This window comes from Noviherbaspirillum suwonense (assembly GCF_900182955.1).
Classification (GTDB): domain Bacteria; phylum Pseudomonadota; class Gammaproteobacteria; order Burkholderiales; family Burkholderiaceae_D; genus Noviherbaspirillum_A; species Noviherbaspirillum_A suwonense.
Map to the genome: position 1 here is coordinate 31,375 of NZ_FXUL01000002.1, position 23,094 is coordinate 54,468.

The window sequence follows — 23,094 nt, forward strand, 5'->3', positions numbered from 1 at the left end:
TGGAGCGCTTCGGTGCGCGATTCTAAACCATGGCAGCGCGGCTGCCGGTTTCAGGCCGCCGCCTGCGCATCGAACAGCTGCGCATACTGCTGCGCCGAGTAGCCGACGTGGCATGCGCCGCCGGTCGCCAGCACCGGCCGCTTGATGACCGACGGCGCGGCCATCATCAGCGCGATGGCGCTGTCGGCGTCGACCACCGCGTCGCGCTGCGCCTGCGGCAGCGCGCGCCAGGTCGTGCCGCGCATGTTGACCAGCGACTCCCATGGCAGGCTGGCCAGCCAGGACGACGCCAGCTCGCGGCTGGCGCCTTCCTTCTTGAAGTCGTGGAAACGGTAGGCGATGTTCCTGTCGGCCAGCCACGCGCGGGCTTTGCGGACGGTGTCGCAGTTGGGTATGCCGTAGAGGGTGGTGTCCATGGATGCGTGCGGCGGCTCAGATGTTGAGCGTGAATTCGGTGAAGGTCGCGCCTTCGTCCTGGGCCGGCTTGTCGGCCGGCTTGGACTCGGCGGCCTGCTCGTTGTTGAGCAGCCAGTACAGGTTGCTGGCGGAATCGGCATGCGCCAGCGCCTCTTCCTGGGTGATCACACCGTCCCGGATCATCAGCATCAGCGCCTGCTCGAAGGTCTGGGAGCCGGCCGACATGCTCTTTTCCACCGCCTCGCGGATCTGGGCAAGCTCGCCCTGTTCGATCAGCTCGGCCACGTGGCGGGTGTTGAGCATGACTTCCACCGCGGCGCGTCGGCCGCCGTCGATGGCCGGAACCAGCCGCTGCGACACGATCGCGCGTATCGTGGCCGCGAGATCGGCGTACAGCGACTGCCGCGTCTCCATCGGGAAGAAGCTGATGATGCGGTTCAGCGCCTGGTAGCTGTTGTTCGCATGCAGCGTCGCGACGACCAGGTGGCCCGACTGCGCATACGAGAGCGCGGCGGCCATCGTGTCGCGGTCGCGGATCTCGCCGATCATGATGCAGTCCGGCGCCTGGCGCAGCGCGTTCTTCAGCGCGATGCCCAGGCTCAGCGCGTCGGTGCCGATCTCGCGCTGGTTGACGATGGAACGCTTGGCGGAAAACAGGAATTCGATCGGGTCTTCCAGCGTCAGGATATGGCCGCTGGACATCGCATTGCGGTAGTCCAGCATCGACGCGATGGTGGTCGACTTGCCGGAGCCGGTCGCGCCGACCACCAGCAGCAGGCCGCGCCGCGCAAGGATCAGTTCGGTCAGCACCGACGGCAGGTTCAGTTCGTCCAGCGGCGGGATCACGTAGGGCACGTAGCGCAGCACCGCCGACACCGATCCGCGCTGGATGAAGGCCGACAGCCGCAGGCGGCCGATGCCGATCGCCTGGATGCCGAGGTTCAGCTCATGCTCGCGCTGAAGCTCGGCCAGCCGTTCGGCCGGCACCACTTCGCTCAGCAGCGCCAGGATGGACGCCTGGTCCATGCGCTGCTGGTTGACTGCGACCAGCTTGCCGCTGATCTTCACCTGGATGGGCGAATTCACCGCGAGGAACAGGTCCGACGCTCCCTTGTCCTTCATCAGCTGGAACAGGCGTTCCATGGCCATAGTCGGCTCCCGCGTTGACGTTATTGGTCGTTCGATGGGGCCCGGCGCGGTCGCGCGCCGGGCCAGGCTGCTTACGCGTCGCGCAGCAGTTCGTTGATGCCGGTCTTGGCGCGGGTCTTGGCGTCGACGCGCTTGACGATGACGGCGCAGTAGAGGCTGTACTTGCCGTCGGCCGACGGCAGGTTGCCCGACACCACGACCGAGCCGGCCGGCACGCGGCCGTAGCTGACTTCGCCGGTCGCGCGGTCATAGATCTTGGTCGACTGGCCGATGTAGACGCCCATCGAGATCACCGAATTTTCCTCGACGATCACGCCTTCGACGATCTCGGAGCGGGCGCCGATGAAGCAGTTGTCCTCGATGATGGTCGGGTTGGCCTGCATCGGCTCCAGCACGCCGCCGATGCCGACGCCGCCGGAAAGGTGCACGTTCTTGCCGATCTGCGCGCAGGAGCCGACCGTGGCCCACGCGTCGACCATGGTGCCTTCGTCGACATAGGCGCCGATGTTCACGTAGGAAGGCATCAGCACCACGTTGCGGGCGATGAAGCTGCCGCGGCGGGCCACGGCCGGCGGCACCACGCGGAAGCCGCCCTTGATGAAGTCCTCTTCGGTGTAGTCGGCGAACTTGGTCGGCACCTTGTCGTAGAACTGCAGGCCGCCGCCGGCCGGCATCACGACGTTGTCCTGCAGCCGGAAGGACAGCAGCACCGCTTTCTTGATCCACTGGTTGACGCTCCAGCTGCCGTCGATCTTCTCGGCCACGCGCAGCGTGCCGGCGTCGAGCTGTTCAAGCACGTGGGCGACGGCGTCGCGCACTTCCGCGGGCGCCGATTTGGAGGAAATGTTGGCGCGGTCTTCCCATGCCTGGTCGAGGAGCTGTTGCAGTTGTTGGGTCATGTTGTCTACTTAGTGGTTATGAGTTTGCACATCGGAGTTTGCACATCGCGGCTTGCGCATCGGCGGCCATTCAGCGGCGGGCGAGCTTGCCGGTGAATTCGACGATGCGGTGCGCGGCTTCCAGGCATTCGTCGACTTCGGCGACCAGCGCCATGCGTATCCGGTTCTGGCCGGGGTTGATGCCATGCGCGTCGCGGGCCAGGTAGCTGCCCGGCAGGACCGTGACATTATATTCGGCGTACAGGCGTTTCGCATATTCAACATCCGAGATGTCGCACAGCTTGTCGACCCTGGCCCAGAGATAGAAACCGGCGTCCGGCAGGTCCACGTCCAGCACCTGCTGCAGCAGGGGCGTGACCTGGCTGAACTTGGCGATGTACTTGGCGCGGTTTTCGACGACATGGCCTTCGTCGTTCCAGGCGGCGATGGACGCGGCCTGCACCGGCGGGCTCATCGCGCCGCCGCTGTAGGTGCGGTACAGCAGGAAGCGCTTCATCAGCGCGGCATCGCCGGCGACGAAGCCCGAACGCATGCCGGGCACGTTGGAACGCTTGGACAGGCTGGAAAACGCGATCAGGTTGCGGAAGTCGGCGCGGCCCAGCTTGTGCGCCGCCTCCAGGCTGCCGAGCGGCGCTTCCGGCTTGAAATAGATTTCGGAATAGCACTCGTCGGCGGCGATGACGAAGCCGTAGCGGTCGGACAGGTCGAACAGCTCCTTCCAGTCGTCCAGCGACAGCACGGCGCCGGTCGGGTTGCCGGGCGAACAGATGTAGAGCAGCTGCACCCGTTTCCATGCGTCCGGCGGCACGCTGGCGAAGTCGGGCGCGAAATTGCGCGCCGGGTCGGAATTAGCGAAATACGGCGTGGCGCCGGCCAGCAGCGCCGCGCCTTCGTAGATCTGGTAGAACGGGTTCGGGCAGATCACCAGCGCGTCGGCGCGCGGGTCGATCACGGCCTGGGCCAGCGCGAACAGCGCCTCGCGCGAGCCATTGACCGGCAGCACCTGCGTCGCCGGATCGATTTTCGGCAGGCCGTAGCGCCGCTCCAGCCAGCCGGCGATCGCGCCGCGCAGCGGGTCGGTCCCCGGCGTGCTCGGGTAGACCGCCAGGCCAGCCAGGTTGCCGGCCAGCGCATCCTTGATGAAATCGGGCGTCGGATGCTTGGGTTCGCCTATGCCCAGGCTGACCGGGCGTTGCGGGCCGGGCTGCACGCCGTTGAGCAGCAGGCGCAGTTTTTCGAATGGATAGGGCTGGAGCTTGTCGAGAAGTGGATTCACGGGAGGCAGAGGTTCTGGGCGAAGGCGCCATTATATTGCCATTCACACCGCCGCTGGCAGCCGGGCCGGCCGCCGCGCCGGCAGGGGTTCAGACCGCCCCGGCCCCGGTGGTATCATCCCGGGCTTGCCGGCAGCGCCCGGCAGCCAGTTTGCAATCAGCTCGTCCGGGAACGTCAGAAAAGTGCGCCTAACCTCCATCAAATTATCCGGCTTCAAGTCCTTCGTCGACCCGACCAACTTCCAGGTGCCCGGCCAGCTGGTCGGCGTGGTCGGGCCGAACGGCTGCGGCAAGTCCAACATCATCGACGCGGTTCGCTGGGTGCTGGGCGAATCGAAAGCGTCCGAGCTGCGCGGCGAATCGATGCAGGACGTGATCTTCAACGGCAGCACCAACCGCAAGCCGGCCGGGCGCGCATCGGTCGAGCTGGTGTTCGACAACGGCGACGCACGGGCCGCCGGGCAGTGGGGCCAGTATGCGGAGATCGCGGTCAAGCGCACGCTGACGCGGGACGGCGCCTCCAGTTATTACATCAACAACCAGGCAGTGCGCCGGCGCGACATCCAGGACATTTTCCTTGGCACCGGCCTCGGTCCGCGCGCCTACGCGATCATCGGCCAGGGCATGATCTCGCGCATCATCGAGGCGCGGCCGGAAGACCTGCGGATTTTCCTGGAGGAAGCGGCCGGCGTGTCGAAGTACAAGGAACGCCGCCGGGAAACCGAGAACCGCCTGCAGGACACCCGCGAGAACCTGACCCGGGTCGACGACATCCTGCGCGAACTGAACGCCAACCTGGAAAAGCTGCAGGCGCAGGCCGCCGTGGCCCGCAAGTTCCACGAGATGCAGGCCGAGCAGGGCGACAAGCAGAAGCTGCTCTGGCTGGTCCGCCGCAACGAGGCCAAGGCCGAGCAGGAGCGGCATTTCCGCGACATCGAGGTCGGCCAGGTAATGCTGGAGGAGCAGACCGCGAAGCTGCGCCACGTCGAGGCCCAGCTGGAGCAGATGCGCCAGGGACATTACGCGGCCGGCGACCGGATGCACCAGGCGCAGGGCCACCTGTACCAGACCAATTCCGAGATCGGCGGGCTGGAGGCGCAGATCCGCTTCGTCATCGAGTCGCGCGGCCGGCTGCAGTCGCAGCTGACCTCGCTGGCCGCCCAGCGCGACCAGTGGCAGCGCCAGCATGACGCGCAGATGGAGGAACTGGCCGAAGCCGGGATCGTGCTGGAAGAGCAGGCCGCCCGGGTCGAGCAGGCCGAACAGGCGGCGCAGCAGCAGGACGACCTGCTGCCCGGGCTGGAGCAGGCCTGGCGCGACGCCCAGGCCAGGAGCGGCGAATCGCGCGCGCAGATCATGCAGGCGCAGCAGCGCATCGAGCTCGAAGCCGCGCAGCAGCGCAATGGGTCGCAGATCCTGTCTGGGCTGGTGTCCCGGCGCGAGCGGCTGGCGCAGGAAAAGAACGGTTTGCAGCTGCCCGATACCACGCACCTTGCCAACCTGCGCGCGCAGACGGAAGAAAAGCAGGCGACGCTGGAAGAAGCCCGCATGCTGCTGGAAGAAGCGCAGGAGCAGCAGCCCGCGCTGGAAGCCGAGCGGCGCGACGCGCAGTCCCGGGTGAATGCGGAAACCGCGGCCAATGCGCAGCTCGAGGCGCGGCTGGCGGCTTTGCGGCAGCTGCAGGAACGGGTGCAGTCGCAAGGCAAGGTGCAGCCTTGGCTGAAGAAGCATGGCCTGGACAGCCTGCCGCGGCTCTGGCAGAAGCTGCAGGTCGAGCCGGGCTGGGAAACCGCGCTCGAATCGGTGCTGCGCGAACGCGCCACCGCGCTCGAGGTCAGCAAGCTGGACTGGACCCAGGGATTCTTCGGCGACGCGCCGCCGGGCAAGATCGCACTGTATACAACCGACGTGGTCGAGGCGCGCAGCGAGCCGGGCCCCGGCCCGAACAATGGCGCTAACAGCGGCCTGAAGCCGGCCCTCAGCCTGCTGCAGATCCGGGACCCCGGCCTGCGCGCGCTGATGCAGGACTGGCTGCACCAAATCTATGTGGTCGACAATGCCGCCGAAGCCTATGCCGGGCGCGAGCGGCTGCCGGTCGGCGCGGCCTTCCTGACCCGCGAAGGCCACCTGGTGGGCCGCGCCAGCGTGCGTTTCCACGCGGCCGACGCCGAACAGGACGGCATGCTGGCGCGGCAGCAGGACATCGAGAACATCGGCCGCCAGCTGCGGGCGCAGCAGATGCTGGCCGAGGAGGCCCGTAGCCGCGCGTCGCGCGCCGAAAGCGCGCTGTCGCAAGGCAGCCAGCGGCTGCAGGAACTGCGCCAGCGCGTCGCCGCGCTGACCCAGAGCGTCCATGCGCTGCAGATCGACCTGCTCAAGCAGACCGAGGTGCAGATGCGCTACGACCAGCGGCATGCGCAGATCGGCGCCGACCTGGCCGAGATCGCCGCGCAGGAAGCCGAGCAGCTGCAGGCCGGCGCCGAGTCCGAGGCGCGGCTGGAGGAACTGGACCTGGATCTCGCCGCATTGCAGGAGCAGCACGAGGCCGGCCAGAACGACTACCAGGAGCGCGAGCAAAGGCTGGCCGACGCCCGCCAGCGGCTGCGCGACCTCGAGCGCGCGGCGCAGGAAGCGCAGTTCGCCGAAAAGTCGCAGCGCAGCCGGATCGACGAGCTGCGGCGGGGCATCGCCACCGCCGCCGAGCAGGTCATGCAGCTGGGCGCGTCGATGCACGCGGGTCAGAGCGAGCTGGCCGGCCTGGACGACCAGGCGGCGCAGGACGGGCTGCAGGAATTGCTGGACCGGCGCGGCCAGCAGGAACGCGCGCTGGCCGACGCCCGGCATGAGCTCGACCAGCTCACGCAGAAGCTGCGGCACCTGGAAGAATCGCGGATGCAGACCGAGCGCAGCCTGCAGCCGCAGCGTGAAAACATCATGGCGCTGCAGCTGAAGGAACAGGCGGCGCGGCTGAACCAGGAACAGTATGCGCAGCACCTGTCCGAGGCCGGCGCCGACGAGGCGGCGCTGTCCGCGCTGCTGGACGGCGACATCCGCCCGTCATGGCTGCAGGGCGAGGTGACCCGGCTGACCAATGCGATCGCCGCGCTCGGCCCGGTCAACCTGGCCGCGCTGGACGAGCTGGAGCAGGCGTCCGAGCGCAAGCATTTCCTGGACGCCCAGACCGCCGACCTGACCGAGGCGATCACGACGCTGGAGGACGCGATCCACCGCATCGACAAGGAAACCCGCGAACTGCTGCAGGATACCTTCGACAAGGTCAACCATCATTTCGGGGAATTGTTCCCGGTGCTGTTCGGCGGCGGCAATGCGCGGCTGATCATGACCGGCGACGAGATCCTGGATGCCGGGGTGCAGGTGATGGCGCAGCCGCCTGGTAAGAAAAATGCCACTATCCATCTGCTGTCCGGCGGCGAAAAGGCGCTGACAGCGACGGCGCTGGTATTTTCGATGTTCCAGCTTAACCCGGCGCCGTTCTGCCTGCTCGACGAGGTCGACGCGCCGCTGGACGATGCGAATACCGAGCGTTTCTGCAAGATGGTGCAGCGGATGTCCTCGCAGACCCAGTTCCTGTTCATCTCGCATAACCGGATCGCGATGGAAATGGCGCAGCAGCTGATCGGCGTGACGATGCAGGAGCAGGGCGTCTCGCGCATCGTGGCCGTCGACATGGAAGCGGCGGCCGGCTTTGCCAGCGAAGCCCGGGCGGCCTGACCAGGCGCGCCGGGCGACCGGCCGCCGGCGGACTACGTCAGTGGGTGCCCATCCACTGCGAACGGGCGAGGATGGCTTTTTTCTGGAAATAGGCGGCGTTCTGCTGCGCTTCCCTGGCCCGCGCCTGTTCGACATCGGCGCAGATCAGGTAATGCGCTTCCGCGCGCTTCCACCACCAGCGCTGCACCAGCGACCGGATCGGGTTCAGGGGCAGCATCGTGAGTTCATGCAGTTTCAGGGACTTGGCATCTGACATGATGTTCTCTCTGGAAGGATTCGCCTGTCTGGGCGGTCATGGGTTGTCTTGTTTATTTTTGGCTGTCCGCAGTGTGTAACGGCATGCGGCCAGAACTTCATTTTATGGTCAAATCGACAAAAAGAATTGATTGGCGTCAATCTTGTCATTCTGTCTTCATAATTTGCGCCAAACCTGCGTTTGGCCGGCAAATTCCGGGAATAAGGCCAGCTTGACAAGTTTACATATGAACACTTACCCTAACGCGGTTGACGCCAGCCGCGAATTCGCGGCACCCCAAACCGCTGTAACGGCACTGGACAAACGCCACAGCCTGTCAACTTTCTGGAACCGATAATGACCCGATCCGATTTTCCCGCCTGGGGCGCTTTACGAGACCGCGAGGCGCCCGCGGCGCTGGCGCCCGTCCGTTCGACCAAGGCAGCTGCATGACCGATTTACAAGCAAGCCTGATCGCCATCGGCATCGCCATCGTGGTCGGTGTCATTTCCTATAACAAGTGGCAGGAGTACAAGACCCGCAAGACGGTCGAGCGCGCGTTCTCCAACGACCAGCATGACGTGCTGATGCACGGCGAGCATGCGCCTGCGCAAGAAAGGCGGGTCGAGCCGGGTTTTGCCGAGCAGGCCGGCCACGCCGAGCCTCCCGGGCATCCCGAGCATCTGCCGCCGGAAGCCGGGGCCGGTCCGCTGCTCGACGATGTGCCGGCGCCGCCGGCGCCCGAACCGACCGCGATGCAGGAAACCGTGCTGCATGCGCCCCGCCTCGACCTGCCGGTCGACCAGCTGATCGACTGCACCATCGCGCTCGGCCTGGAAAGTCCGCTGCGCGGCGACCGCGTCCTCCCGGTCACGCACACGCTGCGCCATGTCGGCAACAAGCCGGTCCATTTCATCGGCCTGGCCGACGACGGCCACTGGGAAGCACTCGCGCATGGCCGCACCTACACGATGCTGCAGGCCGGCATACAGCTGGCCAGCCGCACGTCGGCGCTCAACGAGATCGAGTATTCCGAATTCGTCAGCCGCCTGCGCCAGGTCGCCGACGAGCTCGGCGCCGAGTGCGACGTGCCCGACATGACCCGCATCGTCTCGATCGCGCGCGGCCTGCACCAGTTCGTCGCCGAATACGGCGCACAGCTGAGCGTCAACGTGCAGTCGAACCGGGCGCCATGGCAGATCAGCACGCTGCTGGCGGCGCTGACCCGGCAGGGTTTCGAGCTGCGCCCGGACGGCCGGCTGATCATGCCGGACGGCGACGGCGGCACGCTGTTCTCCATCTCCACCAATGCCGGCGGCGGCGACGAGACCACGTCGCGGCTGACGCTGCTGCTCGATGTCGCGCTGGTCGCCGCGGCCCGAGACGGCTACGGCGCGATGATCTCCTGCGCCAGGTCGCTTGCCACCCGTCTCGACGGCACCGTGGTCGACGACTCCAGCCAGCCGCTGACCGACGACACGCTGGCCGAGATCGCGACCCAGGTGCAGGCTTTCTACGGCGACATGGAAAACTCCGAAATTCCGGCCGGATCGACACGGGCGCTGCGCCTTTTCGCCTGATCGATGTCCAGCGATTCCCCAGCCATTCCGACGGCGGCACTGGAGCGCGCAGCCCAGCTGCGCGCCGAACTCGCCCGGCATAATCACGCCTACTACGTGCTCGACAATCCGACCATCCCGGATGCCGAGTACGACAAGCTGTTCCGCGAACTGCAGGCGCTCGAACAGGCGCACCCGGCGCTCGTCACCAGCGACTCGCCGACGCAGCGGGTCGGCGGCGCGCCGCTGCCGCAGTTCGAGCAGGTGCGCCATTCGCTGCCCATGCTGTCGATCAACAATGGCTTCCGCGACGATGACATCGTCAATTTCGACCGCCGCGTCCGCGAAGGCCTGAAGACCGACGAGCAGGCCGAATATCATTGCGAACTGAAGTTCGACGGCCTCGCCATCAACCTGCGCTATGAAAACGGGCTGCTGGTGAATGCCGCGACCCGCGGCGACGGCGCGACCGGCGAGAACGTGACCTCGAATATCCGCACCGTGCGGGCCATCCCGCTGCGGCTGCAGGGCGACAACCCGCCGGCCGTGATCGACATCCGCGGCGAAGTGCTGATGTTCAAGGCCGACTTCGCGCGGCTGAACGCGCGCCAGCGCGACGCCGGCCAGCGCGAGTTCGCGAACCCGCGCAACGCCGCCGCCGGCAGCCTGCGCCAGCTCGATCCGCGCATCACCGCGCAGCGTTCGCTGCGCTTCTTCGCCTATGGCATCGGCGTGCTGGAAGGCGTGGAGCTGCCGCCGTCGCATTCGGCGCTGCTGGACTGGTACGTTCAGCTCGGCATCCCGGTCGCGGCCGAGCGGCGCATCGCGCATGGCGCGGAGGGGCTGCTGACTTTCTATCGCGACATCGGCCTGCGCCGGGCGCAGCTGCCGTATGAAATCGACGGCGTGGTCTACAAGGTCAACGCGGTCGCGCAGCAGGCCCAGCTGGGCTTCGTCTCGCGGGCGCCGCGCTTCGCGCTGGCGCACAAGTTTCCCGCCGAGGAAGCGATGACCATCGTCCAGGACATCGGCCTGCAGGTCGGCCGCACCGGCGCGATGACCCCGGTGGCCAGGCTGGCGCCGGTGCTGGTCGGCGGCGTCACGGTCACCAATGCGACGCTGCATAACGAGGACGAAGTCCGCCGCAAGGACATCCAGATCGGCGACACCGTCATCGTGCGGCGCGCCGGCGACGTGATCCCGGAAGTCGTTTCCTTCGTGCCGGAGCTGCGCCCGGCCGACGCCCGGCCGTTCGTGATGCCGGCGCTGTGCCCGGTATGCGGCTCGCCCATCGTCCGGCCGGAGGAAGAAGCGGTGGCGCGCTGCTCGGGCGGCTGGGTCAAGTGCCCGGCGCAGCGCAAGGGCGGGCTGCTGCATTTCGTTTCCCGCCGCGCAATGGATATCGAAGGGCTGGGCGACCAGCTGGTGGACCAGATGGTCGAGCGCAATGTCGTGACCACGGCCGCCGACCTGTACCGGCTGGGCCTGGGCTCGCTGGCGACCATGGAGCGCATGGCCGACAAGTCGGCCGCCAACGTGCTGAAGGCCATCGAAAAGTCGAAGTCGACCACGCTGGCGCGCTTCGTCTACGCGTTGGGCATACGGCATGTCGGCGAGTCGACCGCCAAGGAACTGGCCCGTCATTTCGGCGGCATGGACGCGCTGCAGAACGCTGACGAAGCGCAATTGCTCGATGTGCCCGACGTCGGGCCGGTGGTGGCGCGTTCTATACTGCAGTTCATGGCCGACCCGATGAATGTCGAGCTGATCGCGCAGCTGCGCGCCAACGGCGTGCACTGGGAAGAGGGCGCATCCGGCGCGCGTCCCAAGCCGCTGGCGGGCCTCACCTTCGTGCTGACCGGCACGCTGCCCACGCTGACCCGCGACGACGCGGCCGAGCGGATAGAAATGGCTGGCGGCAAGGTCGCCGGCTCGGTATCGAAAAAGACCAGCTATGTCGTCGCCGGAAGCGACGCCGGCAGCAAGCTGGCAAAGGCGGAGACACTGGGCGTTCCTGTCATCGATGAAGCGGCGCTGCTCGACATGCTGCCGCCATCCAACGAAAGCGAGTCATGAGAAAGATTACCAAGGCAGTATTCCCCGTCGCCGGCCTGGGCAGCCGTTTCCTGCCCGCCACCAAGGCGCAGCCCAAGGAAATGCTGCCCATCGTCGACAAGCCGCTGATCCAGTATGCGGTCGAGGAAGCAGTGGCCGCCGGCATCACCGACATGGTCTTCATCACCGGGCGCAACAAGCGCGCGATCGAGGACCATTTTGACAAGGCGTACGAGCTGGAGTCCCAGCTCGAGGCAGCCGGCAAGAAGCAGTTGCTGGACCTGGTCCGCAACGTGATCCCGAAACATATCAACTGCATCTTCATCCGCCAGTCCGAGGCCCTCGGCCTGGGCCACGCGGTGCTGTGCGCCAAGCCGGTGGTCGGCGACGACCCGTTCGCCGTGCTGCTGGCCGACGACTTCATGGACGTGCCGCCCGGCGAAAAGTCGGTGATGGCGCAGATGGTGGACGTCTATGCGCGCGAGGGACTGAGCGTGCTGGCGGTGCAGGACGTGCCGCGCGCGGAGACCCGCCAGTACGGCATCGTCAGCGCCAACGAGTACCAGCCGGACCTCGAGCGGGTCAACGCCATCGTCGAGAAGCCGGACCCGGACAGCGCGCCGTCGACGCTGGCCGTGGTCGGACGCTATGTGCTGACCAACCGGATTTTCGAATGCATCGAAAACCTGGAGAAGGGCACCGGCGGGGAAATCCAGCTGACCGACGGCATCGCCGCGCTGATGCAGCGGGAGTCGGTGCTGGCCTACCGCTACAAGGGCCAGCGCTTCGACTGCGGCTCCAAGCTGGGCTACCTGAAAGCCACCGTGGAAATGGGCCTGCGCCACCCGGAAACCGGCGAAGGACTGGCGCAATACCTGCAGGCAAGGCAATGACGGTCCGCGAGATCCTCAAGATGGGCGACCCGCGGCTGCTGCAGCGGGCCGAACCCGTGACTGAATTCGACACGCCGGCCATGCGCGAACTGATTGCCGACATGTTCGACACGATGCATGCGGCCAACGGCGCCGGGCTGGCGGCGCCGCAGATCGGCGTCAACCTGCAACTGGTGATCTTCGGCTTCAAGCAGAACCAGCGCTACCCGGATGCGCCGCCGGTGCCGGAAACCGTGCTGGTGAACCCGGTGCTGACGCCCCTGTCGCAGGAAACCGCGGAAGACTGGGAAGGCTGCCTGTCGGTGCCAGGGCTGCGCGGCATCGTGCCGCGCTGGACCAGGCTGCGCTACGAGGGCAGCGACCAGTTCGGCGCGCCGATCCGGCGCGAGGTGGAGGGTTTCCACGCGCGCGTGGTCCAGCACGAGTGCGACCACCTGGCCGGCATCCTCTACCCGATGCGGGTGCGGGATTTCACGCGTTTCGGCTATACCGACGTGCTGTTCCCCGGCATGGACGACGCCGACGACTAGAGCGGCGCGGGCAACATTGGCGGCAAAAGCGGCACAAGCATCATAAACGGCGAGAAATGTTTGCTTAAAGCAATAACTCGCCGTCAATCTCGCCGTTCATTGACCAGACCGATACACGACATTCCCAATAGGCATTGGCATGATGCTGCGTCGCAGCATAAACTGGGTCTTTACATGGCATAAACAGCGCCGATAAGGACACTCATGAATCTCGTGTACATACACGGCAACCACGCTACCGCAGACAGTTTCAACTTCATCCGCAGCAGGCTTACCGGCCACAACGACATCCTGCTGGAATACGACAGCAGCCACGGCTTTTATACCAACCACGCCACCATGCTCGAGCGGCTCGAAGGGCTGGACGACGTGTTCTTCGTCGCCCATTCGCTGGGCGGCATCCATGCGCTGCACCTGGCCGACGAACTCGGCAGCCGGGTCGTCGGCGGCGTCACGATGAGCACGCCGTATGGCGGCAGCGAAGCGGCGGAAATGGTCGCCTGCCTGCTGCCGTTCAGCCAGGTGCTGCGGGACATCCGGCCCAGGAGCGCGCCGATCGTCGCAGGCCGCAACATGAGCGTGACCGTGCCGTGGACCAACCTGGTCAGCACCGGCGGCGGCTCGCCGTTCATGCTCGCCGCGAACGACGGCGTGGTGACGCTGGGTTCGATGCGGCACCGCAGCGACATCCAGATGGTCGATATCGATTGCAACCATTTCGAGATCGTGCTGAATCCCGAGGCGGTTGCAGTGATCGAGCGCGAGATCGACGCCGTGCTGCAGGGTCACCCGGTGGCAAGCTGCCTGTGACGATGGCCCGCGCCTGAACCGGGGCGCCGCGGCGCTGACGGCAGGCGCGGCCCGCGCCGTCCCGATCGGAACGCCTAGAACTGCTCGTCCGCGCCCAGGTAGCGCCACTGCCCCTGCGGCAGGTCGCCCAGCGCCACGCCGCCGATGCGCACCCGCTTCAGGCCCAGCACCCGCAGCCCGACCATCTCGCACATCCGGCGGATCTGCCGCTTCCGGCCTTCCTGCAGCACGAAGCGCAGCTGGTCGTCGTTCTGCCAGCGCACCTGCGCCGGCTTGAGCTTCTTGCCGTCCATGGTCATCCCGAAGTTCAGCCGCTTCAGGTCCGCATCCGGCAGCCGTCCCGGCCGCGTGTACTCGACCCGCACCAGGTATTCCTTTTCGACCTTGCCGTCCTCGCCGACCAGCTGCTTCGCGATGCGCCCGTCCTGGGTCAGCACCAGCAGGCCGGTCGAATCGATGTCGAGCCGGCCGGCCGGCACCAGGCTGCGCAGCTGGGTCGGGTGGAAGCGCATCGGCGCACGGTCTTCCTCCCAACGGTTCTCCGGCGTCACCAGAACCACCGCGGGCCGGTATCCGTCCTCGGCCTGGCCGCTGACGAAGCCGATCGGCTTGTGCACCAGCACCGTCACCCGTTTCGACTGCTCGGCGGCGGCCTGGCGCTCCACCGTGACTTTCTGGTGCGGCAGGACCTTGCTGCCGAGTTCGGAGACGACGACGCCGTCGACCCGGACCCAGCCGCGGGCGATCCATTCATCGGCTTCACGGCGGGAGCAGAGGCCCAGTTCGGACATGCGTTTGGACAGGCGTAGCGGTTCGGTCATGACATGAGGCTGGTAGGAATTCGGAGTAGGAGTCAGGCATGCAGCGCATCGAGCAACTCGCGCTCCAGCTGGATCTGGCTGCGCGCATGCTGCAGCACCGGGCCGTCGACCAGGAACACGTCCTCCACCCGTTCGCCGAGCGTCAGGATCTTGGCCGTGTGCAGGTTGACCCGGTACTTTGCCAGCACGCTGGCGATCGAGTACAGCAGGCCGTTGCGGTCGCTGGCCGACACCGACAGCAGGTAATACTGTCCGCGCTCGTCCGGCCGCAGGTCGACGGTCGGCGTGAACGGGAAGGTGCGCGACAGCCGCGACAGCCGGCCCTTGCGCGGCGGCGGCAGCGCGTCGTCGCTCGACAGCGAGCGGCTCAGCTCGTGCTCGATCAGGTTGATGATGTCGCGGTAGTTGTTGGCGAAATTCGGCTCGGTGACGAGGAAGGTGTCGAGCGCATAGCCATTGCGCGTCGTATGGATCTTCGCATCGAGAATGCTGAAGTTCTTGCGCTCGAAGTAGCTGCAGATGCGCATGAAGAGGTCGGGCTGGTCCTTGATGAACACGGTCACCTGCAGGCCTTCGCCGATCGGCGCCAGCCGGCATTTCACCACCGGCGCATCGGCATTGACCCGGTTGTACAGCATGCGCGTCTGCCATGCGATGTCGGATGCGTCATGGCGCAGGAAGTAGGCGACGTCCAGCTGCTGCCACAGCGCGTCATGCGCATGCTCCGGCAGGCCGTACAGCCGCAGCGTCTTCAGCGCCTCGTCCTGCCGGTTCTTCAGCTCGCGGTCGGCCGATGGCGCCTCGCCGCCGAGCACGCGCAGCGTCATCCGGTACAGGTCTTCGAGCAGCTTGCCTTTCCATGCGTTCCATACCTTCGGACTGGTGCCGCGTATGTCGGCGACCGTCAGCAGGTACAGCGCGGTGAGGTGCCGCTCGTCCTTTACCAGCGCGGCGAAATCGCTGATCACGTCGGGATCGGACATGTCCTGCTTCTGCGCCACGTGCGACATCGACAGGTGATGCTCGACCAGGAACACCACCAGCGCGGTGTCCGCGTCCGACAGCGCGTGCTCGCGGCAGAAGCGGCGCGCATCGTCCATGCCCAGCTTCGAGTGGTCGCCGCCGCGGCCCTTGGCAATGTCGTGGAACAGCGCGGCGATGTAGAGCAGCCAGGGCTGCGCGAAGTTGGCCATCAGCTGGCTGCAGAACGGGTACTCGTGCGCATGCTCCGACATCGTGAAGCGGCGCAGGTTGCGGGCCACCATCAGGATGTGCTGGTCCACCGTGTAGACATGGAACAGGTCGTGCTGCATCTGGCCGACGATGCGGCGGAAGTTGGGCAGGTAGCGCCCGAGTATGCTCAGCTGGTTCATCCGCCGCAGCGCATGGGTGATGCCCTCGGGCGCCTGCAGTATCGACAGGAACAGCGCGCGGTTGGCCGGGTCGCGGCGAAAGCCGGCGTCGATGCCGAAGCGCGCATGCCACAGCGCGCGCAGGGTGCGGGCCGTCATGCCGCGCAGCGACGAGCGCTGCTCCATCAGCAGGAACACTTCCAGCATCGCCGACGGCGTGTCGGTGAACAGCTCGTCGCGCACGATGTCGATCAGGCCGTTGACTTCGTTGAAGCGCGGGTTGATGGCGAGCGGGCAGGTCGGCTGCGGGAACAGCTGCGCCTCGATGTTCTGCAGCAGGATGGTGTTGAGCTGGGTCACGGCCTTGGCCGCCCAGTAGTAGCGCTGCATCAGGTATTCGCTGGCGCGGCGGGTCTCGGTGTTCTTGAAGCCGAGCGACTGCGCGATCGGCGTCTGCACGTCGAACACCAGCCTGTCCTCGCGCCGCTTCGCATGGATGTGCAGCCGGATGCGGATGTCCTTGAACGCCCGTTCCTTCTGCGTCAGCTGGCGCGCTTCGGTCGGCGTGATCAGCCCGCGCTCGGCCAGCTTGCGCCAGGAGTCGCCGAGCTGCGCGGCCTTGGCGACCCAAAGGATCACCTGCAGGTCGCGCAGGCCGCCCGGGCTCTCCTTGCAGTTCGGCTCCAGGCTGTACGCGGTGTCCTCGTACTTCGCATGCCGCTGCTGCAGTTCGAGCGTCTTGGCAAGGAAGAAGGCCTGCGGGTCCATCGCCTCGCGGCATTTGACCACCAGCTGGTTGAACAGGCCGCGGCTGCCGGTGACGAGCCGCGCTTCCAGCAGGCTGGTCTGGACCGTGATGTCGGCCGCCGACTCGGACAGGCATTCGTCGATGGTCCGTATGCTGTGGCCGATCTCCAGGCCCAGGTCCCAGAACAGCTGGACGATCTCCTCCAGCTGCGCCTGTTCCTGGGCATTGGGCGGCGCCGGCAGCAGGATCAGCACGTCGACGTCGGAATACGGGAAAAGCTCGCCGCGGCCGTAGCCGCCGACCGCCACCAGCGCGCTGCGCTCGGGCATGCCGTAGTCATGCCAGGCCTGCGACAGGATGCGGTCGACGCATTGCCGCAGCGCCGTCGTCAGGCGCTCCGGCCGGCCATGGCCGGCATAGGCCGCCATTTCATGCTGGCGGGCCGCCTTGAGTTCTTCCTTCAGCGTCAGCGCGAGAGTCGTCATGCGTCAGGCCGTCTCGGTCTGTCCGGCAGGCTTGATGAAGGCCGGCGGCGGCGGCATGCCCGGCGAGACGGTCAGCACCTCGTATCCGGTCTCGGTGACCAGCACCGTGTGCTCCCACTGCGCGGACAGGCTGCGGTCCTTGGTGCGTATGGTCCAGCCGTCGCCCATCTCGCGGATCTCGCGGCGGCCGGCGTTAATCATCGGCTCCACCGTGAAGATCATGCCGGCCTCGAGCTTTTCCAGCGTGCCGGGACGGCCGTAATGCAGCACCTGCGGCTCCTCGTGGAAGACCTTGCCGATGCCATGGCCGCAGAATTCGCGGACCACGCTGTAGCCGGCCTTTTCCGCATGCTGCTGGATCACGTAGCCGATGTCGCCCAGGTGGGCGCCGGGGCGGATCTTCGAGATGCCCAGCCACATGCATTCGTAGGTGATGTCGCCCAGGCGCTTGGCGAGGATGGACGGCTGGCCGGCATAGAACATCCGGCTGGTGTCGCCGTGGTAGCCGTCCTTGATGATGGTGACGTCGATGTTCACCGCGTCGCCGTTCTTCAGCGCCTTGTCGCCCGGTATGCCGTGGCAGATCACGTCGTTGACCGACGTGCAGACGGCCTTCGGATACGGGGTGTAGCCGGGCGGGCAGTAATTGAGCGGCGCCGGGATGCTGTCCTGCACATTCGTCATGTATTCGTGGCAGAGGCGGTCGAGTTCTGCCGTGGTGACGCCGGGCTTGACGAAGGGCGTGATGTAGTCGAGGACTTCGGCGGCCAGGCGGCCGGCGATGCGCATGCCGCGGATATCCTCATCGGACTTGATCGAGATTGACATGGTCGGAGCGTATTCGGAAGAGGTATGCCGCTAGCGGCACGGGGTACACAGGATAGACGAGCGGTAATTATAGTCGAGCCGCAGTCGCTTCGCCGGGCGCGCCGGCAGCCGCACTTGAACCCGTCAGCCCAGATAGGGTAGAATCTCGGGTTAGCTTGATTGCCTTGTATACCGGCAGCAGCCCCAGCGGCGGTGGCGGCGGCACGATAGTCAGGCGAACAACTTTTTAAATCGCGAATCCGGCCCAAAAGGGTGCCCCTGCATAGCATGCCGGGGTCACTGGCCGGATTCCAGACCCAACCCTGGAGCAAACATGTCAGTCACCATGCGTGAAATGCTGGAAGCCGGTATCCATTTCGGCCACCAAACCCGTTTCTGGAACCCCAAGATGGCGCCGTACATCTTCGGTCACCGCAACAAGATTCATATCGTCAACCTGGAAGTCACCCTCGCGAAGTACAACGAGGCGATGAACTACATCCGCAAGCTGTCGGCCAACCGCGGCACCATCCTGATGGTCGGCACCAAGCGCCAGGCCCGCGACCTGGTCGCGCAGGAAGCCCAGCGCGCCGGCGTGCCTTACGTCGACCAGCGCTGGCTCGGCGGCATGCTGACCAACTTCAAGACAATCAAGACCTCGATCAAGCGCCTGAAGGAAATGGAAGGCCAGATCGAAGACGGCTCGGTCGAGAAGCTGTCGAAGAAGGAAGGCCTGATGTTCGCCCGCGAAATGGAAAAGCTGCAAAAGTCCATCGGCGGCATCAAGGACATGGGCGGCGTGCCTGACGCAATCTTCGTCATCGACGTCGGCTACCACAAGGGCGCCATCACCGAAGCCGCCAAGCTGGGCATCCCGGTCATCGGCGTGGTCGACACCAACCACTCGCCGGACGGCGTCGCCTACGTCATTCCAGGCAATGACGACTCGTCGAAAGCCATCGCGCTGTATGCGCGCGGCGTCGCCGATGCGATCCTCGAAGGCCGCAACAGCGCAACCAACGACCTGGTGGAATCCCTCCAGGCCAACGCCGGCGGCGACGAATTCGTCGAAGTCAACGAGCAGGCGTAATCTGCCTCTGCCCGCTGCCAAGGCCGCGGGCGCGAAAAAAAGGGGCAACAGCGGTTCGCCCCTTTTTTTCGAGCCAAATCCACACTAATTTCGATTCCGGCCGTCCACGAGGGCGGCCGACCAGCTAGGAGAACAAGATGGCCACAATTACTGCAGCGATGGTAGGCGAACTGCGCGCGAAGACGGACGCGCCGATGATGGAATGCAAGAAGGCGCTGACCGAAGCCGGCGGCGACCCGGTCAAGGCCGAAGAGATCCTGCGCGTCAAGCTCGGCAGCAAGGCATCCAAGGCATCTTCCCGCGTGACCGCCGAAGGCGTGGTTGCCGCGTACATCAAGGGCAACGTCGGCGCGCTGATCGAAGTCAACTGCGAAACCGACTTCGTCACCAAGAACGACGACTTCCTGAAGCTGGCATCGGACGCAGCCCGCCTGGTCGCCGAAGGCAACCCGGCCGACATCGCCGCACTGGGTGCGCTGGACCTGGACGGCCAGACGCTGGAACAGCAGCGCACCACGCTGGTGGGCCGCATCGGCGAGAACATGTCGTTCCGCCGCTTCAAGCGCTTCGACAACGGCACCAAGCTGGTTTCCTACCTGCACGGCACCCGCATCGGCGTGATGGTCGAGTACGAAGGCGAGCAGGAGCAGGTCGCCAAGGACGTCGCGATGCACATCGCCGCGATGAAGCCGGTGTCGCTGTCGTCCGACGCCGTGCCGGCCGAGCTGATCGAGCGCGAGCGCTCGGTCGCGACGCTGAAGGCTGCCGAGTCGGGCAAGCCGGCGGACATCGCCACCAAGATGGTCGAGGGTTCGGTGCAGAAATTCCTGAAGGAAGTGTCGCTGCTGAACCAGCCGTTCGTGAAGAACGACAAGCAGACCGTCGAGCAGATGCTGAAGGCCAACAACACCACGATCAAGTCTTTCGTGATGTTCATCGTCGGCGAAGGCATCGAGAAGAAGCAGGACGACTTTGCCGCGGAAGTGGCTGCCCAGGTGGCAGCGGCCAAGCAGGCGTAATCGACAGCGGGCCGAAAGGCCCGTTTTTTTAGGGTGCGGCGGCCGACGGCCGCCAGCCCGCGCCCGGACCGTTGCTTCGCCGCTGTAAAATGTCGGACCTGATAGCCATTCCAGCCCATAACTTTCCATGCGGAAGCGGCGCGACGCCGTCGCGCGTTATGTCCCGGAATGGGTATAAAGCAGCATTCCGGGCTGGCAGACAGCCAGCAAGACCGGACCATCACTAGGAGCCTCCTTCATGACCCAACCAGCGTACAAGCGCGTCCTCCTCAAGCTTTCCGGTGAAGCCCTGATGGGCGACGATTCCTACGGCATCAACCGCGCCACCATCGAGCGCATGGTGGCCGACGTCTCCGAAGTCGTCAAAATGGGCGTCGAACTGGCCATCGTCATCGGCGGCGGCAATATCTTCCGCGGCGTCGCCCCCGGTGCGCAGGGCATGGACCGCGCCACCGCCGACTACATGGGCATGCTGGCCACCGTGATGAACTCGCTGGCCCTGGCCGATGCGATGCGCCAGTTCGGCATGGTCGCCCGCGTGATGTCGGCGATCAGCATCGAACAGGTAGTCGAGCCCTATGTGCGCCCAAAGGCGCTGCAATACCTGGAAGAGGGAAAGGTCGTCATCTTTGCCGCGGGCACCGGCAATCCATTCTTCACCACGGACACCGCCGCCGCGTTGCGCGGCTCCGAAATTGGCGCCGAAGTTGTCTTGAAGGCAACCAAGGTTGACGGCGTCTACAGCGCCGACCCGAACAAGGACCCGACGGCCACCCGTTATGCGAGCATCAGCTTCGATGATGCAATCTCGCAGCACCTGCAGGTCATGGACGCCACCGCCTTTGCGCTGTGCCGCGACCAGAAGCTTCCGATCAGGGTATTTTCCATCGTCAAGCCCGGCGCGCTGTCCCGCATCGTGATGGGCGAGGACGAAGGCACCCTGGTCCACGTTTGAAACGAACTCCCAAAAACGGTAATAAAAGGAGAGCAGCATGACTGTCGCCGACGTCAAGAAAACCACAGAACAGAAGATGAACAAGTCGATCGAGACGCTGAAGGCGGACCTGGCCAAGGTCCGCACCGGCCGTGCCCACGCCGGCATCCTCGATCATGTCAAAGTCGATTACTACGGCAACCCGACCCAGCTGAGCCAGGTCGCGAACATCACCCTGATCGACGCCCGCACCATAGGCGTGCAGCCTTGGGAAAAGAAAATGGTGGGCGCCATCGAGAAGGCGATCCGCGAGTCCGACCTGGGCCTCAACCCGGCGACCCAGGGCGAAATAATCCGCGTCCCGACGCCGCCGCTGACCGAAGAGCGCCGCAAGGAAATGGTCAAGCTGGTCAAGACCGAAGCCGAGGATGCGAAGATCGCCGTGCGCAACATCCGCCGCGACGCCAACGAGGGGCTGAAGAAGCTGCTCAAGGACAAGGCGATTTCGGAAGACGACGAGCGCCGTGCGCAGGACGATGTGCAGAAGCTGACCGACCGCTTCGTGGCCGAGATCGACAAGCTGGTTGCAGAGAAAGAAAAGGAAGTGCTGACGGTTTGATCAGGTGCCTCGCATTCTTAGTTTGACAATCGCACATTGATCGTCATAACTTAACACCTGGCAATTCCAATTGAAAAGCAAGCAATGATGCAACCGAGTTCGACCAAAGACGTCCCCGAGGTAAGCGCCGTTCCCCGGCACATCGCCATCATCATGGATGGCAATGGCCGGTGGGCGACCCGGCGTTTCCTGCCGCGCGTTGCCGGCCATGCGAAGGGCGTCGAACGGGTGCGCGACGTGGTCGAGGCCTGCGTCGAGCGCGGGGTCGAATTCCTGACGCTGTTTGCATTCAGCTCGGAAAACTGGCGGCGTCCGGCGGAAGAGGTGTCGGTGCTGATGCGGCTCTTCATGACCGCGCTGGAGCGTGAAATCACGAAGATGCATGTCAACAGCATCCGGCTGAAGGTCGTGGGCGACCTGTCCCGCTTCGATCCCAAGCTGCAGCAGATGATTGCCAATGCCGAACGTCGCACTGCCAACAATACCCGGCTGACGCTCAACATCTGCGCGAACTACGGCGGCCGCTGGGACGTGATGCAGGCCGTCGGCAAGATGGTCGCCGCGCATCCCGGCGCCACCGATTTCAGCGAGGAACAGCTGGCGCCGCACCTGGCGATGGCCTACGCGCCCGAGCCCGACCTGTTCATCCGCACCGGCGGCGAGCAGCGCATTTCCAACTTCATGCTCTGGCAGCTCGCCTATACCGAAATGTATTTCACCGAAACCTACTGGCCCGACTTCACCGGCGCATCGCTGGCCGAGGCCATCCTGTCCTACCAGCAGCGCGAACGCCGCTTCGGCCGCACCAGCGCGCAGCTGGTCGAATCCAAGAAAGCCTCCTGATGCTGCGGACCCGGGTAATTACCGCGCTCATCCTGCTTGCGGTGCTGCTGGGCGTGGTCTGGACCGGCTCGGTGCTGCTGTTCAAGCTGGTGCTCGTCATCTTTTTCGGCGCCGCGCAATGGGAAAGCGCGCGGCTGTTCAAGGGCCGCATGCCGGTGCTCAGCGCCGTCATATGGAGCGCGATCCTGCTGTTCCTGCTGGTGCGGCATCCGCTGGATGCCGCCTATCCGTTCAGCATGCTGTGCGTGGCGATCTGGGCGATCCGGCTCGCGCCGGCGCTGGGCCTGGGCCTGCCGCCGCTGGGCAGCTTTGCCAACACGCTGGTCTCGGTGGTCTACGGCACCGCCGTGCTCGGCTGCTTCGTCGCCATTTCCGCGCTGTACCTGCATTCGCCGCTGTACCTGCTGTCGGTGATGGCGATCGTCTGGATCGCCGACATCGGCGCCTATTTCGCCGGCAAGGCCTTCGGCAAGCGCAAGCTGGCCCCCTCGATCTCTCCCGGCAAGTCATGGGAAGGCGCGATCGGCGGCGCCATCGCCGTCCTCGTGCTGACATCGGCAAGCGTGTTCTGGCCGGCGCTGCAGGATACTTTCGCCACGCACGTGCAGAGCAGCCTCGGCTGGGGCGGCCTGATCGCGGTGATGCTGCTGGTATGCGCCGCCAGCGTGGCCGGCGACCTGTTCGAGTCCATGCTGAAGCGCCGCGCCGGCATGAAGGACAGCAGCAGCCTGCTGCCCGGCCATGGCGGCGTGCTCGACCGCATCGACGCGCTGATCCCGGTGCTGCCCCTCGCCACGCTGATTGCCTACCGCCTCTAGGGCTG

19 protein-coding genes and 1 pseudogene are annotated in these 23,094 nt (G+C 65.6%); 12 read left to right on the forward strand and 8 right to left on the reverse strand.

Annotated elements, in window-relative coordinates:
• Positions 1–50 precede the first annotated feature (50 nt).
• The 4 genes from QOL82_RS03395 to dapC all read right to left on the reverse strand — a co-directional run bounded on the left by QOL82_RS03395 (position 51) and on the right by dapC (position 3,741).
• Positions 51–416 (reverse strand): ArsC family reductase, encoded by a 366-nt coding sequence (locus QOL82_RS03395; protein WP_283440839.1) that lies wholly within the window; start codon positions 414–416, stop codon positions 51–53.
• 16 nt (positions 417–432) lie between these two features.
• Entirely contained in the window at positions 433–1,566 is a 1,134-nt protein-coding gene (locus tag QOL82_RS03400) for a PilT/PilU family type 4a pilus ATPase (protein ID WP_283440840.1), read from the reverse strand.
• Positions 1,567–1,637: 71 nt separating this feature from the next.
• A complete protein-coding gene (gene dapD, locus QOL82_RS03405) occupies positions 1,638–2,465 on the reverse strand; it encodes a 2,3,4,5-tetrahydropyridine-2,6-dicarboxylate N-succinyltransferase (protein WP_283440841.1) in 828 nt (275 codons plus the stop codon).
• Between the two features lie 70 nt (positions 2,466–2,535).
• The gene (dapC, locus tag QOL82_RS03410; RefSeq protein WP_283440842.1) at positions 2,536–3,741 is read right to left on the reverse strand and encodes a succinyldiaminopimelate transaminase; all 1,206 of its coding nucleotides are present in this window, start codon (positions 3,739–3,741) and stop codon (positions 2,536–2,538) included.
• A gap of 181 nt (positions 3,742–3,922) precedes the next feature.
• Here dapC and smc point away from each other — a divergent pair, with 181 nt between their 5' ends.
• The gene (gene smc / locus QOL82_RS03415) at positions 3,923–7,471 is read left to right on the forward strand and encodes a chromosome segregation protein SMC (RefSeq protein WP_283440843.1); all 3,549 of its coding nucleotides are present in this window, start codon (positions 3,923–3,925) and stop codon (positions 7,469–7,471) included.
• Between the two features lie 37 nt (positions 7,472–7,508).
• Here smc and QOL82_RS03420 read toward each other — a convergent pair whose 3' ends face one another.
• Positions 7,509–7,727, reverse strand: coding sequence for a hypothetical protein (locus QOL82_RS03420; protein WP_283440844.1), 219 nt, complete (start codon positions 7,725–7,727; stop codon positions 7,509–7,511).
• A 428-nt stretch (positions 7,728–8,155) separates the two neighbouring features.
• Here QOL82_RS03420 and QOL82_RS03425 point away from each other — a divergent pair, with 428 nt between their 5' ends.
• From QOL82_RS03425 to QOL82_RS03445, 5 genes are all read left to right on the forward strand, one after another.
• Positions 8,156–9,286 carry a cell division protein ZipA C-terminal FtsZ-binding domain-containing protein gene (locus QOL82_RS03425; RefSeq protein WP_283440845.1) on the forward strand — a complete coding sequence of 377 codons (1,131 nt, stop codon included), beginning with the start codon at positions 8,156–8,158 and terminating at the stop codon, positions 9,284–9,286.
• A gap of 3 nt (positions 9,287–9,289) precedes the next feature.
• Entirely contained in the window at positions 9,290–11,341 is a 2,052-nt protein-coding gene (gene ligA / locus QOL82_RS03430) for an NAD-dependent DNA ligase LigA (protein WP_283440846.1), read from the forward strand.
• A complete protein-coding gene (gene galU, locus QOL82_RS03435; protein WP_283440847.1) occupies positions 11,338–12,213 on the forward strand; it encodes a UTP--glucose-1-phosphate uridylyltransferase GalU in 876 nt (291 codons plus the stop codon). The genes ligA and galU overlap by 4 nt, the downstream gene beginning before the upstream one ends.
• Complete coding sequence (gene def / locus QOL82_RS03440; protein WP_283440848.1) at positions 12,210–12,743, forward strand: peptide deformylase; 534 nt, start codon at positions 12,210–12,212, stop codon at positions 12,741–12,743. Before galU ends, def begins: the two co-directional genes overlap by 4 nt.
• 204 nt (positions 12,744–12,947) lie before the next feature.
• Positions 12,948–13,553 carry an alpha/beta fold hydrolase gene (locus tag QOL82_RS03445; RefSeq protein WP_283440849.1) on the forward strand — a complete coding sequence of 202 codons (606 nt, stop codon included), beginning with the start codon at positions 12,948–12,950 and terminating at the stop codon, positions 13,551–13,553.
• Positions 13,554–13,627: 74 nt separating this feature from the next.
• Here the strand turns inward: QOL82_RS03445 and QOL82_RS03450 are convergent, their stop codons facing one another.
• The 3 genes and pseudogenes from QOL82_RS03450 to map all read right to left on the reverse strand — a co-directional run.
• Positions 13,628–14,374, reverse strand: a complete 747-nt coding sequence (locus tag QOL82_RS03450) for a pseudouridine synthase (protein ID WP_283440850.1) — start codon at positions 14,372–14,374, stop codon at positions 13,628–13,630.
• Positions 14,375–14,406: 32 nt separating this feature from the next.
• The gene (locus QOL82_RS03455) at positions 14,407–16,959 is read right to left on the reverse strand and encodes a [protein-PII] uridylyltransferase (protein ID WP_283440851.1); all 2,553 of its coding nucleotides are present in this window, start codon (positions 16,957–16,959) and stop codon (positions 14,407–14,409) included.
• Positions 16,960–16,962: 3 nt separating this feature from the next.
• Positions 16,963–17,796 (reverse strand): annotated as a pseudogene (map, locus tag QOL82_RS03460) (type I methionyl aminopeptidase); the annotation flags it as partial.
• Between the two features lie 304 nt (positions 17,797–18,100).
• Between map and rpsB the strand changes: the two are divergent.
• The 6 genes from rpsB (at position 18,101) to QOL82_RS03490 (ending at position 23,089) form a co-directional block, all read left to right on the forward strand.
• Positions 18,101–18,856: a 30S ribosomal protein S2 gene (gene rpsB / locus QOL82_RS03465; protein ID WP_283440852.1), complete on the forward strand. Its 756-nt coding sequence runs from the start codon at positions 18,101–18,103 to the stop codon at positions 18,854–18,856.
• 137 nt (positions 18,857–18,993) lie between these two features.
• Complete coding sequence (gene tsf / locus QOL82_RS03470; protein WP_283440853.1) at positions 18,994–19,875, forward strand: translation elongation factor Ts; 882 nt, start codon at positions 18,994–18,996, stop codon at positions 19,873–19,875.
• A 238-nt stretch (positions 19,876–20,113) separates the two neighbouring features.
• Positions 20,114–20,830 (forward strand): UMP kinase, encoded by a 717-nt coding sequence (gene pyrH / locus QOL82_RS03475; protein ID WP_283440854.1) that lies wholly within the window; start codon positions 20,114–20,116, stop codon positions 20,828–20,830.
• 37 nt (positions 20,831–20,867) lie between these two features.
• Entirely contained in the window at positions 20,868–21,428 is a 561-nt protein-coding gene (frr, locus tag QOL82_RS03480; RefSeq protein ID WP_283440855.1) for a ribosome recycling factor, read from the forward strand.
• A gap of 84 nt (positions 21,429–21,512) precedes the next feature.
• Complete coding sequence (uppS, locus tag QOL82_RS03485; RefSeq protein WP_283440856.1) at positions 21,513–22,271, forward strand: polyprenyl diphosphate synthase; 759 nt, start codon at positions 21,513–21,515, stop codon at positions 22,269–22,271.
• Entirely contained in the window at positions 22,271–23,089 is an 819-nt protein-coding gene (locus QOL82_RS03490; RefSeq protein ID WP_283440857.1) for a phosphatidate cytidylyltransferase, read from the forward strand. Before uppS ends, QOL82_RS03490 begins: the two co-directional genes overlap by 1 nt.
• Positions 23,090–23,094: the final 5 nt, after the last annotated feature.